The sequence below is a fragment of the Paludibacterium sp. genome, from assembly GCF_019232825.1.
Lineage (GTDB): Bacteria > Pseudomonadota > Gammaproteobacteria > Burkholderiales > Chromobacteriaceae > Paludibacterium.
On the sequence record NZ_JAFAND010000039.1, the window covers coordinates 1 to 15,397 of the forward strand.

The 15,397-nt window shown below is 63.6% G+C and carries 16 protein-coding genes; 10 read left to right on the forward strand and 6 right to left on the reverse strand.

Translation table 11 applies throughout. The features are described 5' to 3' along the window. From JOZ06_RS04555 to JOZ06_RS04570, 4 genes are all read left to right on the forward strand, one after another. A partial coding sequence (locus JOZ06_RS04555) for an amino acid ABC transporter substrate-binding protein (protein WP_293229204.1) occupies positions 1-600 on the forward strand: 600 nt, incomplete at its 5' end. An 89-nt stretch (positions 601-689) separates the two neighbouring features. Further along, positions 690-1,370 (forward strand): amino acid ABC transporter permease, encoded by a 681-nt coding sequence (locus JOZ06_RS04560; protein WP_293229206.1) that lies wholly within the window; start codon positions 690-692, stop codon positions 1,368-1,370. Next, positions 1,367-2,140, forward strand: coding sequence for an amino acid ABC transporter ATP-binding protein (locus JOZ06_RS04565; protein WP_293229209.1), 774 nt, complete (start codon positions 1,367-1,369; stop codon positions 2,138-2,140). The genes JOZ06_RS04560 and JOZ06_RS04565 overlap by 4 nt, the downstream gene beginning before the upstream one ends. 212 nt (positions 2,141-2,352) lie before the next feature. Then, positions 2,353-3,132, forward strand: a complete 780-nt coding sequence (locus tag JOZ06_RS04570; RefSeq protein WP_293229211.1) for a transporter substrate-binding domain-containing protein — start codon at positions 2,353-2,355, stop codon at positions 3,130-3,132. Here the strand turns inward: JOZ06_RS04570 and ugpQ are convergent. Then, on the reverse strand, positions 3,129-3,863 hold the full coding sequence (ugpQ, locus tag JOZ06_RS04575) for a glycerophosphodiester phosphodiesterase (protein WP_293229214.1): 735 nt from the start codon (positions 3,861-3,863) through the stop codon (positions 3,129-3,131). The two genes, JOZ06_RS04570 and ugpQ, sit on opposite strands and share 4 nt — an antisense overlap. Positions 3,864-4,352: 489 nt before the next feature. Here ugpQ and JOZ06_RS04580 point away from each other — a divergent pair, with 489 nt between their 5' ends. From JOZ06_RS04580 to JOZ06_RS04590, 3 genes are read left to right on the forward strand one after another with little or no spacing between them, the layout of a single operon-like run. Continuing rightward, the gene (locus JOZ06_RS04580) at positions 4,353-5,477 is read left to right on the forward strand and encodes a Re/Si-specific NAD(P)(+) transhydrogenase subunit alpha (protein ID WP_293229217.1); all 1,125 of its coding nucleotides are present in this window, start codon (positions 4,353-4,355) and stop codon (positions 5,475-5,477) included. Positions 5,478-5,510: 33 nt separating this feature from the next. Further along, on the forward strand, positions 5,511-5,804 hold the full coding sequence (locus JOZ06_RS04585; protein ID WP_293229219.1) for a proton-translocating transhydrogenase family protein: 294 nt from the start codon (positions 5,511-5,513) through the stop codon (positions 5,802-5,804). A 10-nt stretch (positions 5,805-5,814) separates the two neighbouring features. Next, the gene (locus JOZ06_RS04590; protein WP_293229222.1) at positions 5,815-7,185 is read left to right on the forward strand and encodes an NAD(P)(+) transhydrogenase (Re/Si-specific) subunit beta; all 1,371 of its coding nucleotides are present in this window, start codon (positions 5,815-5,817) and stop codon (positions 7,183-7,185) included. A gap of 216 nt (positions 7,186-7,401) precedes the next feature. Here the strand turns inward: JOZ06_RS04590 and JOZ06_RS04595 are convergent, their stop codons facing one another. After that, complete coding sequence (locus JOZ06_RS04595) at positions 7,402-7,557, reverse strand: hypothetical protein (protein ID WP_293229224.1); 156 nt, start codon at positions 7,555-7,557, stop codon at positions 7,402-7,404. Between the two features lie 207 nt (positions 7,558-7,764). Beyond that, positions 7,765-8,484: an MgtC/SapB family protein gene (locus tag JOZ06_RS04600; protein ID WP_293229226.1), complete on the reverse strand. Its 720-nt coding sequence runs from the start codon at positions 8,482-8,484 to the stop codon at positions 7,765-7,767. 349 nt (positions 8,485-8,833) lie between these two features. Between JOZ06_RS04600 and JOZ06_RS04605 the strand changes: the two genes are divergently transcribed. After that, positions 8,834-9,688 (forward strand): hypothetical protein, encoded by an 855-nt coding sequence (locus JOZ06_RS04605; protein ID WP_293229229.1) that lies wholly within the window; start codon positions 8,834-8,836, stop codon positions 9,686-9,688. Positions 9,689-9,949: 261 nt separating this feature from the next. Here the strand turns inward: JOZ06_RS04605 and JOZ06_RS04610 are convergent, their stop codons facing one another. From JOZ06_RS04610 to JOZ06_RS04620, 3 genes are read right to left on the reverse strand one after another with little or no spacing between them, the layout of a single operon-like run. Then, entirely contained in the window at positions 9,950-11,077 is a 1,128-nt protein-coding gene (locus JOZ06_RS04610; protein WP_293229232.1) for a branched-chain amino acid ABC transporter substrate-binding protein, read from the reverse strand. Between the two features lie 33 nt (positions 11,078-11,110). Continuing rightward, positions 11,111-12,373, reverse strand: coding sequence for an FAD-dependent oxidoreductase (locus JOZ06_RS04615; RefSeq protein WP_293229234.1), 1,263 nt, complete (start codon positions 12,371-12,373; stop codon positions 11,111-11,113). A 1-nt stretch (position 12,374) separates the two neighbouring features. Further along, the gene (locus JOZ06_RS04620; RefSeq protein ID WP_293229236.1) at positions 12,375-13,376 is read right to left on the reverse strand and encodes a 4-hydroxyproline epimerase; all 1,002 of its coding nucleotides are present in this window, start codon (positions 13,374-13,376) and stop codon (positions 12,375-12,377) included. Positions 13,377-13,671: 295 nt separating this feature from the next. Here JOZ06_RS04620 and JOZ06_RS04625 point away from each other — a divergent pair, with 295 nt between their 5' ends. Beyond that, the gene (locus JOZ06_RS04625; protein WP_293229238.1) at positions 13,672-14,574 is read left to right on the forward strand and encodes a dihydrodipicolinate synthase family protein; all 903 of its coding nucleotides are present in this window, start codon (positions 13,672-13,674) and stop codon (positions 14,572-14,574) included. A 44-nt stretch (positions 14,575-14,618) separates the two neighbouring features. Then, positions 14,619-15,323 carry a GntR family transcriptional regulator gene (locus tag JOZ06_RS04630; RefSeq protein WP_293229241.1) on the forward strand — a complete coding sequence of 235 codons (705 nt, stop codon included), beginning with the start codon at positions 14,619-14,621 and terminating at the stop codon, positions 15,321-15,323. Positions 15,324-15,397 lie beyond the last annotated feature (74 nt).

Sequence of the window (15,397 nt, forward strand, 5' to 3'; positions counted from 1 at the left end):
TTCGACGTCGAACTGGGCCAGGCCATCGCCAAGCGCCTGGGCGTGAAAGCCGAGTTCGTCGAAGGCAAGTGGGACGGGCTGATCGCCGGTCTGGACGTCAAGCGCTACGACGCGGTGATCAACGAAGTCGGTATCACGCCGCAACGCCAGGCCAAATACGATTTCTCCAACCCCTACATCGTCTCCAAGGCGGCGCTGATCGTGCGCAGCGACAACACCAGCATCAAGTCGTTCGCCGATCTGAAGGGCAAAAAGTCGGCCAACACGCTGACGAGCAACTTCGGCAAGATCGCCCAGGCCAACGGCGCCGAGATCGTGCCGGTGCAAGGTTTCAATGACTCCATCGAGCTGTTGGCCTCCGGCCGCGTCGACGCCACCATCAACGACAGCCTGTCGTTCCTGGACTTCAAGAAGCACCAGCCCAACGCCAAGGTGAAGATCGCCGCCACCGACGCCAACGCCGATGCGTCCGCCGTGCTGTTCCGCAAGGGCAATCCGGAGCTGAAGGCCGCCATCGACAAAGCGCTGGCCCAGCTGAAGGCCGATGGCACCTACCTGAAGATCTCGCACAAATACTTCGGCGCCGACGTTTCCAAGTAAACTGCAAGCGTTGAACGGTTCGCCCCGCACCCCCGGCGCCCGCGCCGGGGGGTTTGTTTTTTTCGCGCGCCTGGATGGATAAGGAAATCATGCCGGATTGGTTGCAATTGATGTGGGATTCGCTGCCGCCCCTGCTGTACGCAGGCGTGGCGTTCACTGTGCCCTTGACGCTGCTGTCGTTCGTGCTCGGCCTGAGCCTCGGCTTCATCACCGCGTTGACCCGCCTGTTCGCCCCGGCGCCGCTGGTGGCGGTGGTGCGGTTCTATGTGTGGCTGATCCGCGGCACGCCGCTGTTGGTGCAGCTGTTCTTGATCTTCTACGGTCTGCCCAAGGTCGGCATCGTGTTCGACCCGTTTCCGGCGGCGTTGATCGGCTTCTCACTCAATGTCGGCGCCTATACGTCGGAAGTCATCCGCGCGGTGATTCAATCGGTGCCGAAGGGACAATGGGAGGCCGCCTACTCGATCGGCATGACCTGGCGTCAGGCGATGTTGCGCACCATCCTGCCGCAGGCGACGCGCGTGGCAGTGCCGCCGTTGGCCAACACCTTCATTTCGCTGATCAAGGATACGTCGCTCGCCGCCGTGCTGACGGTGCCGGAGATCTTCCAGGCGGCGCAACGCATCGCCTCGGTCACCTATGAGCCGCTGATTCTGTATTCGGAAACCGCGCTGATCTATCTGGTGTTCAGTTCGGTCCTGTCGTGGTGGCAACAGAAGCTCGAAATCCGCTTTGGCCAGCACCTGACGCAGGAAGGAGCGCGCGTATGATCCGTCTGACCCAGATCCAGAAATTTTTCGGTCCAACCCAGGTGCTCAAGGGCATCGACCTGGAGCTTGCCGCCGGCACGGTCACCGCATTGATCGGCCCGTCCGGCAGCGGCAAGAGCACGCTGTTGCGTTGCGTCAACCTGCTGGAAACGCCTCAGCACGGCAGCGTGCAGGTAGGCGACGCACGCATCGACTTCGACCATCGCGGCCAGCACACGCGCCACGCCATTCAGGCGCTGCGCCGTCAGACCGGCATGGTTTTTCAGAACTTCCAGCTGTTTCCGCACCGCACGGTGATGCAGAACGTGACCGAGGGCCTGCTGACGGTGCAGAAGTGGCCGCGCGACAAGGCGCGCGACCGCGCGATGGCCCTGCTCGACAAGGTGGGCATGGCGCACAAGGCCGACGCCTGGCCGGCGACGCTCTCCGGCGGTCAGCAGCAGCGCGTGGCGATCGCGCGCGCGCTGGCGCCGGAACCGCAAGTGCTGCTGTGCGACGAACCCACCTCGGCGCTCGATCCGGAGCTCGCCGGCGAGGTGGTCGAAGTGCTGCGCAAACTGGCGCAGGAAGGCACGACCATGCTCATGGCCACGCACGACTTGCGTCTGGCGGCCAACATCGCCGAGCACGTGGTGTTTCTCGAGGACGGCGTGGTGCTCGAATCCGGCACGCCGGCGGCGGTATTCGGCCAGCCGCGGCATCCGCGCACCGTGGATTTCGTCTCGACGCTGACCGGCGCGCAGCAACTGGCGCCGACCATTCACGGTTAATCAATCGCCCGCCCGGCCCCGCGCCGGGCATTTTTTGCCCCTGTACTGTGGCAAAAGCGTCAAAAGCTGATCGCTGTCTAACAAAATCGCGATTTCCGGGCCATTGGGCTCCGGTCTTCCTGCATACTGTGGGCGCGCCACGCTGCGTGCTTCTCCCTTAACAAACACGACGCTTTACCTCACGATCGATGCTGAGAATAAAAGGCCGTTTCATGCCAGGCGCCGTCCTGCACCGAGTCGTACTGCTATTGCTGATCGTTTTGTCGCCCGCCCAGGCGTTCGCCGCAGCGCCCGTCGCACGGCCCACGCTGGTGCTGGCGTTCAGCCCCCTACCGCCATGGCGGGTGATCGACGCCCACGGCCAACCCTCCGGTCCCTATTTGGACATCGTCCGTCGTCTGGCCCAGCATGCCGGCATGAATCTGGTGGTGCATACCTGCCCGCTGCTGCGTTGCCTCGACATGCTGCAGCACGGCGATGCCGATGTGGGCATTGGCGTCGCACCGGGGCCGGACCGTTCCGCCATCGTCGACTTCGTGGTACCGCCCTTTGCCGAAGGCAGCACCGTCTGCTTCTATCGCCGCCGCGGCGATACGCGGGCGCGCGTCGCGCAATATGGCGATCTGCGCGGATTGCGCATCGGCGTCACCGACGGCGCGCACTATTTCCCCCGCTTCGACCAAGATGCGCGGCTGATCAAGGACAGCGCGCCGGACAAGATCTCCAACCTGCGCAAATTACTGGCGCGGCGCGTGGACGTCGCTACCATGGTGTGCGGCGAAGCATCGCTGTTGTTGTCACGGCATGAATTCAGCGGTCAGCTGGAGTTGGCCGGACCGCCGGTGAAAACGGGGCCGCGCTACGTGGTATTGGCGTGGCATTCGCCACAGTACGAAAAGAAGGATCGCCTACAGCGGGCGCTGCGGCAGATGATCGCGTCGGGGGAAATCCGCCGCTTGCTCGCCCCGGTAGAACAAAACACGCAACGCTAACGCGTCAGCATCAAATCGGGGCGGTCGCTGCACAGCATGTCCACGCCCCAGCTCAGTAGCTTGCGCGCGCGCAGCGGATCGTTGACGGTGTAGGCCATGATGCGGTAGCCCTGGCTATGCAGCTTTTGCACCGCATCCTGGGTCAGCGCGCGGTGATCGGCGTGCAATGCCGCCGCGGCGCACTGGTTCAGCTCGGTCAGATAATCGAGGGGGATGTCCTCTACCAGGCAGGCGCGCGGCAGCTCCGGCACCGCCTGGCGCGCGGCGCGCAGCGCCGAAGGCGAAAAGGAAGACAACAGCGGCTGCACGGCCGCGCCGCGCCATAATTCCTTCGCCGCCAGCGCCACCTTGCGCCCGGTTTCCTCATCCTGGCCCGGGTTGGGTTTGATTTCGAGATTGACCGCCACGCCGTTGGGTATGCAAAACGCGGCCAGCTCCTCCAGCGTCGGCAATACCTCGCCGCGATAGGCGCGATGGTGTTTGACGCCGCAATCGAGCTCGCGCAACTGGGCCATGGTCAGCGCGCCGGCCGGCCCGGCACCGGTGGTGGTGCGCTCCAGGGTATCGTCATGCAACAGGAACAAAACGCCGTCGGCCGACAGTTTGACATCGCATTCCACCGCGCGCACGCCGATCTTATAGCCGCGGCGCAAGCCCGTCAGCGTGTTTTCCGGCGCCAGGGAGCCGCCCAGACGATGGGCGAAAATACGCGGGTAGGGCCAGGGCTGCATGTCATCCTCGTTTATGCCGGCTGGATCATCATGCAGCGGATATTAAACCATTCCTTTGGAATTCATGGACTTTTTTTCAAAAGGCGACCCGAGATTTTGCCTTTTGGTTTGAACGATTTACTTCTTTTGGATAAGGAATTAACGTCAGAGCGGGAGAAATGCGGTTTTTCAATACGGAGAGGCTGTTGTCGAACGGCAACGGCGCCATGGGCCGTCACGCTTTGGCCAAAAATTTTTTGCAATGCAATATTCACCGGAAAAACGTTGCGCCGCGTTGATTATTAGCGGGTAGATAAAACGATAGCCAGTGTCTTTTATCGCCATACGCAAAAATGCCATTTATCTCGCAGGCCATCGTTAGAAGAAACGTATTGCACGTAATCGGCGCATAAATTAGATTCTTTTCACCCGATCGTAATAAATTTCGCGCCGCTCGGGTACACCCCATCTTGTATTTAATGCCATTTGACTTTTTGCGAAAGGACAATAATGCAGATTGCTATTCCGGCCGAGTCCCTGGCTGGCGAAGCGCGTGTGGCCGCCACACCGGAAACGGTGAAAAAACTGGTGGCCCTGGGACATAGCGTCGTGGTCGAACGCGGCGCGGGCCTGAAGTCGGCCATCCTGGACGACGCTTTCGTCGCTGCGGGCGCCACTGTGGCCGAGAGCCGCCGCGCCGCCCTGTCGCAAGGCGACATCGTGCTGAAGGTGCGTCCGGCGACGGAAGACGAGCTGGCCGAGATGAAACCCGGCGCCGCGCTGATCTCGCTGATGAACCCCTTTGCCAATCCGACGCTGCCCGCGATGGCGGAAAAGAAACTGTCGGCCTTCGCCATGGAGCTGCTGCCGCGCACCACGCGCGCCCAGTCGATGGACGTGCTGTCCTCGCAGAACAACATCGCCGGCTACCGCGCGGTGCTGTTGGCGTGCCAGTACTACCCGCACTTCATGCCGATGCTGATGACCGCCGCCGGTACCGTCAAACCGGCACGCGTGCTGATTCTCGGCGTGGGCGTGGCCGGCCTGCAGGCCATCGCCACCGCCAAGCGTCTCGGCGCGGTGGTGGAAGCCTTCGACGTGCGCCCCGCCACCAAGGAGCAAGTCGAGTCGATGGGGGCCAAGTTCGTTGAAGTGCCGATGACCGACGAGGAAAAGGCGGCCAACGACGGCGTCTACGCGAAGGAAATGTCCGACGACTACAAGCGCCGCCAGGCCGAATTGGTCGACAAGCACGCCCGCCAGGCAGACATCGTCATCACCACCGCGCTGATTCCGGGCCGGCCGGCGCCGCGGCTGTTGTCCGCCGACACCGTGCGCGGCATGAAGCCGGGTTCGGTGATCATCGACATGGCGGCCGAAAGCGGCGGCAACTGTGAACTGACCGTCAGCGGCGAGGTCACGCGGACCGACCAAGGCGTCACCCTGGTCGGCACCCACAATCTGCCGAGCCTCTTGGCCGCCGACGCCTCCAGCCTCTATGCGCGCAACCTGCTGACCTTCCTCGGTCTGATGCTGACCAAGGAAGGCTTCACCATCGCGCTGGAAGACGATCTGGTGGCCGCCACGCTGATCACCCACAACGGCGAAGTTCGCTTCGGCAAGGCGCAGGGCTGAACGCGCCGCCACAGGGAATAAGGAATTCACAACATGGTTGATCCGTTCATCACCAGTTTCACCATTTTCGTTCTGGCCGTTTTCGTGGGCTACCACGTGGTCTGGAACGTCACCCCGGCCCTGCACACCCCGCTGATGGCGGTGACCAACGCGGTGTCGGGCCTGATCATCGTCGGCGCGCTGCTGCAGGTGGTCGACATCAACGGTCAGTCGATCACGCTGACCTCGGTGCTCGGCGCCATCGGCATCTTTTTGGCCAGCATCAACATCTTCGGCGGCTTCCTGGTGACCCAGCGCATGCTCGAAATGTTCAAGAAGAAACGCTAAGGAACCGACGATGCAAAACATTTCCGCAATCCTGTATCTGATTGCCGCCGTACTGTTCATCCTGGCGCTCAAGGGGCTGTCCTCGCCAGTGACCGCGCGCCGCGGCAACTTGTTCGGCATGATCGGCATGGTCATCGCCATCGGCACCACCTTCCTGATCATGGACAAGCCGGTGCTGGCGCTCATCGGCGCCGCCATGGCCGCCGGCGCCTTGATCGGCGCCTACAAGGCGCGCACGGTCGAAATGACCGGCATGCCGGAGCTCGTGGCCGCCATGCACTCGCTGGTCGGTCTGTCGGCGGTGTTGATCGCCGTTGCCTCGATCTTCCATGCCGGCCTCGAACACACGGCAGACCAGAAGGTCGAGCTGTTCATCGGCGCCTTCATCGGCGCCATCACTTTCACCGCCTCGGTGATCGCCTACGGCAAGCTGTCGGGCAAATTCGGCTCCAAGTCGGTGGTGTTCGGCGGCCAGCATCTGCTCAACCTGGTGATGGCCATCGTCATGGTCGGCTTCGGCGTCGCTTATTTCGTCGGCGACAGCCACGCGGCCTTCCTCGCCATGGTGGCGGTGGCGCTGGTGCTGGGCGTGACCTTGATCATTCCGATCGGCGGCGCCGACATGCCGGTGGTGGTGTCGATGCTCAACTCGTACTCGGGCTGGGCGGCGGCCGGCATCGGCTTCACCCTCAACAACCCGGTGCTGATCATCGGCGGCGCCTGCGTCGGCTCCAGCGGCGCGATCCTGTCCTACATCATGTGTAAGGCGATGAACCGCTCGATCGTCTCGGTGCTGCTCGGCGGCTTCGGCGCCGAGGCCGGCAGCGGCGGCGGCGGTTCGTCGGCGCCGAAGAACTACCGCTCGGGCTCCGCCGAGGACGCGGCCTTCCTGATGGCCAACGCCGACTCGGTGATCATCGTTCCGGGCTATGGCCTGGCGGTGTCGCGCGCGCAACACGCGCTGCAAGAATTCGCCACGCTGCTGACCGAGCGCGGCGTCAACGTGCGCTACGCCATCCACCCGGTGGCCGGCCGCATGCCGGGGCACATGAACGTGCTGTTGGCCGAAGCCGACGTGCCGTACGAGCAAGTGCTGGAGATGGAGGAGATCAACTCCGACTTCGCCAACACCGACGTGGTGCTGGTCATCGGCGCCAACGACGTGGTCAACCCGGCGGCGCAGAAGGACAAGTCGAGCTCGATCTACGGCATGCCGATTCTGGAAGCCTACAAGGCGCGCACGGTGATCATCGTCAAGCGCTCGATGAGCACCGGCTACGCTGGCCTGGACAACGATCTGTTCTACATGGACAAGAGCATGATGGTGTTCGGCGACGCCAAGAAGGTGGTCGAGGACCTGGTGAAATCAGCCGATCACTAAGGCCTGTCTCAGTGTTCGGCGCAATGCCGCGCGTCGCGCGGCGATTGCGCCCTACGCAACGGGACACGCATTCGCGTAGGGCGCAATCGCCAAAGGCAGTGCGCCGCGGTCTCCAAAACCAAACCCCGCCGAGGCGGGGTTTGGTTTTACTGCAGCGCGGCAGGTGCCCGCCTGTCGCGCGGTTCCCAAGTTTGATGCTGATTCAAGCAGCGAGCTTTACTGATTGCTGGCGTTCCCGCCTTGCGCCGGCGCCGAGGCGTCGCTCTGATTTTGCGCCGCGCCCGAGCTTTGATTGGTCGAAGACTCTGCTGCCCAGCTGAAGCCGGCCAACAGCGAAGCGATCATGGCGAAGGCAAGGACGATTTTTTTCATGGGGATACCTTTCTTTGGATTAATCATCGCCCCCTTCCTAGTGCAAGCGCCGTGCCAGCTCGATTGAATCGTTGAAAATCAATCACTTGGCTTAAATCGCGTCTTTTTACCCCGTCTGTTTTGTCACCCTGCGGCGACAACCAACGACGCCGCCAAGCCAAGTCATTGATTTCAGCGTCCTTTTTTTGTCACCCCACGACGACAGCCTTATTCGGTGGTGCTGGGATTCCAAAAAGCCTGCTTGATGTACGGCAAATGCTTGAGCAGATCGGCAATGCGGTCGAGCTCGTCGGCATCGACCGAGGTCGACAGCAGCGTGGCGGTCAGCTCCACCTCGTCGTCGCCGAACGGCTCGACATCCATGTCGCCCAGCGGGTACTTGGCGGTTTCCAGCAGGTGGTCGATCATCGACAGCACCTGCTTTTGCGCCGCGCCATCGCAGATCACGCAGAGCTGATAGGTGACCTCGCTGCTGCTCTCGTGGATCGGCTGGCGGTTGATGGCGTTGACCACCGGCCGCAACAGCGTGTTGGCCGCCAGCACGAACACCGTGGTCAGCAATGAGGCATCCAATAGCCCCGCGCCGGCACAAGCGCCGACCGCGGCCGAGCCCCACAGCGTCGCGGCGGTATTGAGCCCGCGCACGTTCAGCCCGTCTTTCATGATGGTGCCGGCGCCGAGAAACCCGACCCCGGACACGACATAGGCGGCAACGCGCATGGCGCTGGTGGCGCCGTCCATGCGCACCGCCATATCGACGAAGGCGGCGGCGCCGACCGCCACCAGCGTGTTGGTGCGCAATCCCGCGGTCCGCTGGCGGTACTGCCGCTCGTAGCCGATGGCCGTGCCGAGAATAAAGGCGACGGTGAGGCTGATCAGCGATTTGCCGAAGGCCGCGAGATCGAAGTGAAACATCGTATTCAACATGGCTTGCTCCTGGTGGATGGCTCAGGGCGCCATGACAGCAGACGGCCGCGCGCCGGCGGCAAGCCGAACGGCATCATCGAATCTTTTTGCGTGCGGGATCGGAAGCGAAAGGTCCGGAAAACGCACCGTCTACCAGGACGAGACGGCGGCGGACAAAGCGGGTCGGCGGCGGTCAGGCCTGGGGGACGAAGAGCCGATGGGGCTGACAACTCTGACTGTCCAAGGCGATACCCCCGCATATTTAAAAGGACGTTTATTATAGTTTTTTGACATAATGTGAGTCAACCTGTCCAAAAGATATGCTATCACTATGATTAAAAACAAAAAAACAGTCAGACAGGAGGCACCTATGCGACGGATATTATTAATCATTGGGTTAATTTTATCGTGCTGGAGTCCGGCGCGAGCGGATAACCTGATCACGCTGCACTACGCGCCGGCCGGCCCGATTTACGATTACCGCTGGCAGGTCTTGGCGCTGGCGCTGGCTCACACCACCGATGAAGGACCGGTCCATATGCTGCCGCTGGCGGATGCGCCGGTCAGCCAGCTACGGCTCGAGGCGCTGGTACAGCAGCACGAGCTCGACGTGGTGTGCTTCTCCAGCACACCGGAACGCGAAGCCACACTGCGGCCGATTCGCGTCGATATCCTGCGCGGCATGCTCGGCTACCGCATTTTGCTGATCCGCGACAGCGACCAAGCACGCTTCAACCGCCTCGACGACAACACGCTGCGACAGCAAGTCACGCTGGGGTTCAACAACCAGTGGGCGGATTACCCGATCCTCACCGGCAATCACTTTCATGTGATGGGCACGGTCGGCTACGACTCGCTGTTCGCCATGCTGTCGGCGGGACGGTTCGACGCCTTTCCGCGCGGGCTGAATGAGGTCGGACCCGAGCTGGCCGTCTACCAGCCCAAGTATCCGAACATCGCGGAAGAGAAATCGTTGGCGCTGTTCGTCAACTACCCGGTGTATTTCTGGGTCCGGCGCGACAACGCCGTCTTGGCCACGCGCATCGAACGCGGCCTCAAGCTCGCCATGGCCGATGGCTCGTTCAAGGCGCTGTTCCTGCACACCCACGCCGAGGAAATCGACAAGGTGCGGCGCGAGCATCGCCGCGTGGTCTATTTGACCAACCCGCAGCTGCCGCCCGGCACGCCGCCGGCCGACACCAGCTGGTGGTGGCATTCGCACTAGGGCCTGTCTGGCGCAATGCCGCGCGTCGCGCGGCGATTGCGCCAGGCTGTTGATTTAGTGGTTTGCAGCGGTTGCGGAGGACCCGGCAAAGCCGGGCCTTAGTGGCAACTGACTGATTTCGCAGCCTGCCCATCGATTCCCACTCCCCCTGCCCTCTCCCTGAGAGGGGGCGCTCGCTTCGCGAGCATGGGTTTGTCAACACCCTCGCGCAATGCCGCGCGTCGCGCGGCGATTGCGCCTTACGGTCCTGATCGGCGGCGTTCAATACACGACGTTCAACACGTTCCAATGGTCGCTGTCCACCCGCGACAGCGTGACCGGCGCGTGCTGCAGGTTGCCCTGGGCATCGAAGCGGAAATCCGCGGTCACGCCCTGGTAGCGGGTCGAGGCGATCATCGGCAGGAACTTGTCCGGTTCGGTCGAATTGGCGCGCTTCATGGCGTCGGCCACCAGCATCACGCCGTCGTAGAACTGCGGCCCGAGCAGCACCACGTCCTGGTTGTAGCGCGCCTTATAGCGGGTGAGGAAAGTCTTGCCGGCCGGCCGCGCGGTCAAGAGGCCGCCGGCCGCCGCCGAATAGTTGCCGTTGGCGTCGGCGCCGGCCAGTTGGATGAAGGTCGGCGTATTGAGCATGTCGCCGCCCATGAGCTTCGCGCCCACGCCCAGCTGCTTGAGCTGGCGCGCCATCGGCGCGGCCTGGGCATCGGCGCCGCCGTAGAAGATCACCTCCGGACGCCGGGCCTTGAGCGAGGTTAGGATGGCGCTGAAATCGGTCGCCTTGTCGGTGGTGTACTCGCGCGCCACCGGCTGGATGCCTAGCGCGGTCAGCGATTTGACGAACTCATCGGCAATGCCCTGACCGTAAGCGGTGCGGTCGTCGACCACGGCGATGCGCTTGGCGTGCAATTTTTGCACCGCGTAACGGCCGAGCGCGCCGCCGATCTGGCTATCGCTGCCGACCAGACGGAAGGTAGTCTTATAGCCGGAGAGGGTATAGGCCGGATTGGTCGACACAGACAGCTGCGGAATGCCGGCCGCGGCATAGAGGTGCGACGCCGGAATCGACACACCGGAGTTGAAGTGGCCGATCACCGCCTTGACCCCGGCATCGATCAGGCGCTGCGCCACTTCGGTGCCGATGCGCGGATCGGCCTGGTCGTCTTCCGACACCAACTCGAAATGCAGCTTTTGCCCGCCGACGCTGATCGGCTTGGCGTTCAAGTCGTCGATGGCCATTTTGATGGCGTTTTCGTTGTCTTTGCCGTAGTGCGCTTGCGGACCGGTCAGCGGCGAGGCGAAACCGATCTTCACCACGGTATCGGCGTAAACGGATACCGACAGGGCCAGCGCGGCGCCGGCCACCCAGACTGCACAGGATTGTGGCTTCATGACATGCATCTCCTTGGTTGGACTGCAGAGGCGTTAAAAGCGGGTGAGTCGGTAAGGGGTGAGATCGAGCGAGGCCTCGCGCCGGCAGATCTGCTCGGTCAGCAAGGCGCCGGTGGTGGCGGCGAGCGTCAGGCCCAGGTGGCCGTGGCCGGTGGCGAAATACAGCCCCGGCACGTCCGGCGCCGGGCCGATGACCGGCAGCGTATCGGGCACCGAGGGCCGGTTGCCCATCCACACGCTCATGTCGGAGGTATCGAACAAGCCGAGAATGCGCTGCGCGCGCTCGACCAGGATATGCGCGCGCCGCCAGTCGGGCGGGGCGTCGCGGTGCGCGAGTTCCACCGTGCCGGCCAGGCGCAGGCCGCCGCCGGCCATCGGCAGAATGACGAAATGCTCGCTGGCGCACTCGATGAAGTGATGCAACGGCACGCCGGCGTTGGGCAGCGTCACGTGATAGCCGCGCTCGCTTTCCAGCGGCACGCGATAACGATGCTGGCGCAAAAAGCGGTCGCTCCAAATGCCGCAGGCGACCACCGCGTTCTCGGCGGCAAGCTCGCCGCTGCGCGCCGTTTTGATGGCCACCCGGCCCTGCGCGTTGTGGCCGATGGACAGCGCCTCGTCGCGAACGAACCGGCCGCCGGCTTGCACAAAGGCATCGAACAGCCCGCGGCTGAACAAATAGGGGTCGTCGACATGCGACCAGGTGGGCACCTCCACCGCCACCTGCCAGACTGGGGCAATCTGCGGCGCCTTGGCGGCGAGTTCGGCGCGGGTGAGCTTGCGCCACAACACGCCATGCACCCGCTTGCTCTGCCACGCCGCGGCGGCGGCCTGGAACTCGCTTTCGCTGCGGTACAGCGTCAGCGCGCCATGACGGCGCCAGAGGTAGCCGACGCCCGCTTGTTCGATCAGCGCGGCGTAATCGTCGTTGACGCGGTTGAGCAGCGCGGCAAGGTGGCTGGTCAGCGCCGCCACGCGCGCCGGGCGGCTGTTGGCGACGAAGCGCGCGAGCCAGGGCAACAGCGCCGGCAGGTAGCGCCAGCGCACCGCCAACGGCCCGAGCGGATTGAGGAGCCAGCCCGGCACCTTGGCCAGCACCCCCGGCTCGGCCAACGGAATCACATCGCTGACGGCGAAGGCGCCGGCATTGCCGAAACTGGTTTCGCACGCCGGTTCGCCACGGTCGAGCAGGGTCACCGGACAGCCGGCCAGGCGCAATTGCAACGCGCAGGCGATGCCGACGATGCCGGCGCCGACCACGATGGTCTCAGGAGCGATCGTCGCGCGCGCATTCATGTCAGCCCACCTCGAAGCCATGAACATAGGGATCGGCCTCGTCGAGCAGCAACCGGTTGTAGCCGGTGACGATGGCCCAGCCGGCAATGCCCGGCACGATGGCCGGCCTGCCGGCGACTTCCGTCTCCTCCTCGATGGTGCCAATGAATTTGCTGCCGATCAGGCTTTCGTGCACCAGCACGTCGCCCTGTTTCATCAAGCCGCGGCCGTAACGCTGCGCCATACGCGCCGAGGTGCCGGTGCCGCAGGGCGAACGGTCGAGCGCGGCCGCGCCGTACAACACGGCGTTGGCGGCATGCGCGTCGGGGGATTTCGGCGCGCCGGTCCATTGCACGTGGCGGATGCCGCGAATCGCCGGGTCGAGCGGATGCACGACCTCATAACGGGCGTTGAGCGCATCGCGCAATGCGTTGCCCATCGCCACCAGTTGCGCCGGCGTGTAGTCGGCCATGTCGCGATAGTTTTCCTGCGCTTCGACGATCGGATAGAAATTGCCGCCATAGGCGATGTCGAGCTTGAGCCGGCCAAGCGGCGCAAGCGTGACCTCGACATCGGTCATGTACAAAAACGACGGCACGTTGCGCAGCTTGACCGACGTGACCTTGCCGTCCTGCTGTTGGTACTGGGCGGTCACCTTGCCCGCCGGCGTATCCAGCTGCAGCACGCCCGGCGTGCGCGGCGTCACCAGCCCATGCTCGATGGCCATGGTCACCACGCCGATCGTGCCGTGGCCGCACATGGGCAGACAGCCGCTGGTTTCGATGTACAGCACCGCCACGTCGCAGTCGTCGCGCGTGGCGGGGTAGAGAAAAGCGCCGGACATCTGCGCGTGGCCGCGCGGCTCGAACATCAGCCCGGTGCGGATCCAGTCGTGGCGGGCGATGAAATCCAGCCGCCGTTCGGCCTGGGTGCGTCCGTTGAGCTCGGGCGCGCCGCGCACCACCAGGCGCACCGGGTTGCCACAGGTGTGCCCGTCGATGCATTCGAATTCATGGATTGCCATAAAGCCTCCGTCTACGTTCCTTCACTTTATGACTTATCAATATTGAATACAATCTCAGCAGTTTATTTTTCTCATCTTCTCGCCACACCCTGATAGGGCAGCGCAACACCATTAGGCAAAAAATACAATAAATACTTTTATTTTTGATAATGTTGCAAAAAAAAGCAACAATGCTGTTGCCATAAAAACAGAACTAGTCCGATTAACTCGACAGATTTAAAACTTGATTTTTGTATACAAAAATTCCAGTATGACGACACCACAGTTATCAATGCCACTGTCGTAGGAGATCACCATGGCCCAACTTTGGCGCGGGGTCTTTCCCGCCGTCACCACCCAATTTCACGCCGACGAATCGCTGGACCTGGCTGCCACCGCGCGCCACATCGCCTGGCAGATCGCCAACGGCGTCGATGGCGTCATCGTCTGCGGCTCGCTGGGCGAAGCGTCGACCCTGACCGCCGAGGAAAAGCTGGCGATTCTGAAAACCGCCAAGGAAGTAGCCGGCGGCAAGCCCGTGCTCCTGACCGTGGCCGAGGACAGCACGCGGGCCGCCGAAGCGCTGGCGCGCGCCGCGCATGCCGCCGGCGCCGACGGCCTGATGGTACTGCCGGCCATGCGCTACGTCTCCGACGCGCGCGAAACGCTCAACCACTACCACCGCGTGGCCGATGCGAGCCCGCTGCCGATCATGATTTACAACAACCCGGTGGCCTACGGCGTCAACATCACCCCGGCGATGTACGCCGATCTGGCGCGCGAAACGAAATTCGTCGCCATCAAGGAGTCGAGCGGCGACATCCGCACGCTGACCGACATCCTCAATGCCGTCGGCCGGCGCTTCGCCTTGTTCAGCGGCGTGGACGACTTGGCGCTGGAGAGCTTGATGATGGGCGCCGACGGCTGGGTGGCCGGCCTGGTGGTGGCCTTTCCGGCGGAGACGGTGGCGATCTACCGCCTGGCGCAGGCGGGACGCTGGGAGGAGGCGCGCGCGCTCTACCGCTGGTTCGCGCCGCTGCTGCATCTGGATGTGTCGATGAAACTGGTGCAAAACCTGAAGCTCGCGCAGAGCCTGGTGGGCCAAGGCAGCGAACACGTGCGCGCGCCGCGCATGCCGCTGGCGGGCGAGGAACGCGAGCGCGTCGAGGCCATCGTGCGCGCAGGGCTTGCCACGCGGCCCGCGCTGCCTTCCCTCTGACATATGGCGTGGTGGTAAGATGACGGCCTGAATCGGGGCTTGCCATGAATAATGTCAACGACACACCGCAAAGTCTGACCACCACCGCCACCGAGAGCATCCGCCAGCGCATCCTGACCGGAGAATGGGCCGATGGCGGCCAATTGCGCCAAGACGCGCTGGCGCGCGAACTGGGCATGAGCCGGGTGCCGATCCGCGAGGCGCTACGCCAGCTCGAGGCCGAGGGGCTCGTCACCATCGTCGAGAATCGCGGCGCGGTGGTGACCCAGCTGTCGCTGCCGGAGATCGTCGAACTCCTGCGCGTGCGGGTGCTGTTGGAGTGCGACGTGCTGCTGGAGGCGATTCCGCGCCAAACCGCCGCCGACATCGCCGAGGCGGGGCAGCTCTTGGCCGAATTCGAGCAAGCCCTCGACCACCGCGACGTCGCCTCGTGGGGCGTGCTCAACGCCCGTTTCCATCTGGCGTTGTATCGCGCCGCCGAACGCCCGCAAACGCTGGCGATCATCGAGCAGCTGCATAACCGCACCGACCGCTACACGCGCATGCAGATCCTGCTCACCGACTTCAACGACCGTGCGCACCGCGAGCACAACCAGCTGCTGGCGCTGTGCCAAGCCAAGGACGCCATCAGCGCCGCCGCCTTTCTGCGCGCGCATATTCTGCATGCCGAGGAAGCGCTGGAAGCCTGGTATCGCGAACAGGCGCTCGCCAAACCGGCCAAACGCGGCCGCAAGCGCAAAGACGGTTAAGCACCTCCAGAGCGTTGGGTGTCCCGTTGGGTAGGGTGCAATCGCCGCGCAACGCGCGGCATTGCGCCGCACAC

What these genes read in the sequence shown, in the direction of transcription:
- JOZ06_RS04560 (WP_293229206.1), top strand. Translation starts at nt 690, where the DNA reads ATGCCGGATTGGTTGCAATTGATGTGGGATTCGCTGCCGCCCCTGCTG.
- JOZ06_RS04565 (WP_293229209.1), top strand. Translation starts at nt 1,367, where the DNA reads ATGATCCGTCTGACCCAGATCCAGAAATTTTTCGGTCCAACCCAGGTG.
- JOZ06_RS04570 (WP_293229211.1), top strand. Translation starts at nt 2,353, where the DNA reads ATGCCAGGCGCCGTCCTGCACCGAGTCGTACTGCTATTGCTGATCGTT.
- ugpQ (WP_293229214.1), bottom strand. Translation starts at nt 3,863, where the DNA reads ATGCAGCCCTGGCCCTACCCGCGTATTTTCGCCCATCGTCTGGGCGGC.
- JOZ06_RS04580 (WP_293229217.1), top strand. Translation starts at nt 4,353, where the DNA reads ATGCAGATTGCTATTCCGGCCGAGTCCCTGGCTGGCGAAGCGCGTGTG.
- JOZ06_RS04585 (WP_293229219.1), top strand. Translation starts at nt 5,511, where the DNA reads ATGGTTGATCCGTTCATCACCAGTTTCACCATTTTCGTTCTGGCCGTT.
- JOZ06_RS04590 (WP_293229222.1), top strand. Translation starts at nt 5,815, where the DNA reads ATGCAAAACATTTCCGCAATCCTGTATCTGATTGCCGCCGTACTGTTC.
- JOZ06_RS04595 (WP_293229224.1), bottom strand. Translation starts at nt 7,557, where the DNA reads ATGAAAAAAATCGTCCTTGCCTTCGCCATGATCGCTTCGCTGTTGGCC.
- JOZ06_RS04600 (WP_293229226.1), bottom strand. Translation starts at nt 8,484, where the DNA reads ATGTTGAATACGATGTTTCACTTCGATCTCGCGGCCTTCGGCAAATCG.
- JOZ06_RS04605 (WP_293229229.1), top strand. Translation starts at nt 8,834, where the DNA reads ATGCGACGGATATTATTAATCATTGGGTTAATTTTATCGTGCTGGAGT.
- JOZ06_RS04610 (WP_293229232.1), bottom strand. Translation starts at nt 11,077, where the DNA reads ATGAAGCCACAATCCTGTGCAGTCTGGGTGGCCGGCGCCGCGCTGGCC.
- JOZ06_RS04615 (WP_293229234.1), bottom strand. Translation starts at nt 12,373, where the DNA reads ATGAATGCGCGCGCGACGATCGCTCCTGAGACCATCGTGGTCGGCGCC.
- JOZ06_RS04620 (WP_293229236.1), bottom strand. Translation starts at nt 13,376, where the DNA reads ATGGCAATCCATGAATTCGAATGCATCGACGGGCACACCTGTGGCAAC.
- JOZ06_RS04625 (WP_293229238.1), top strand. Translation starts at nt 13,672, where the DNA reads ATGGCCCAACTTTGGCGCGGGGTCTTTCCCGCCGTCACCACCCAATTT.
- JOZ06_RS04630 (WP_293229241.1), top strand. Translation starts at nt 14,619, where the DNA reads ATGAATAATGTCAACGACACACCGCAAAGTCTGACCACCACCGCCACC.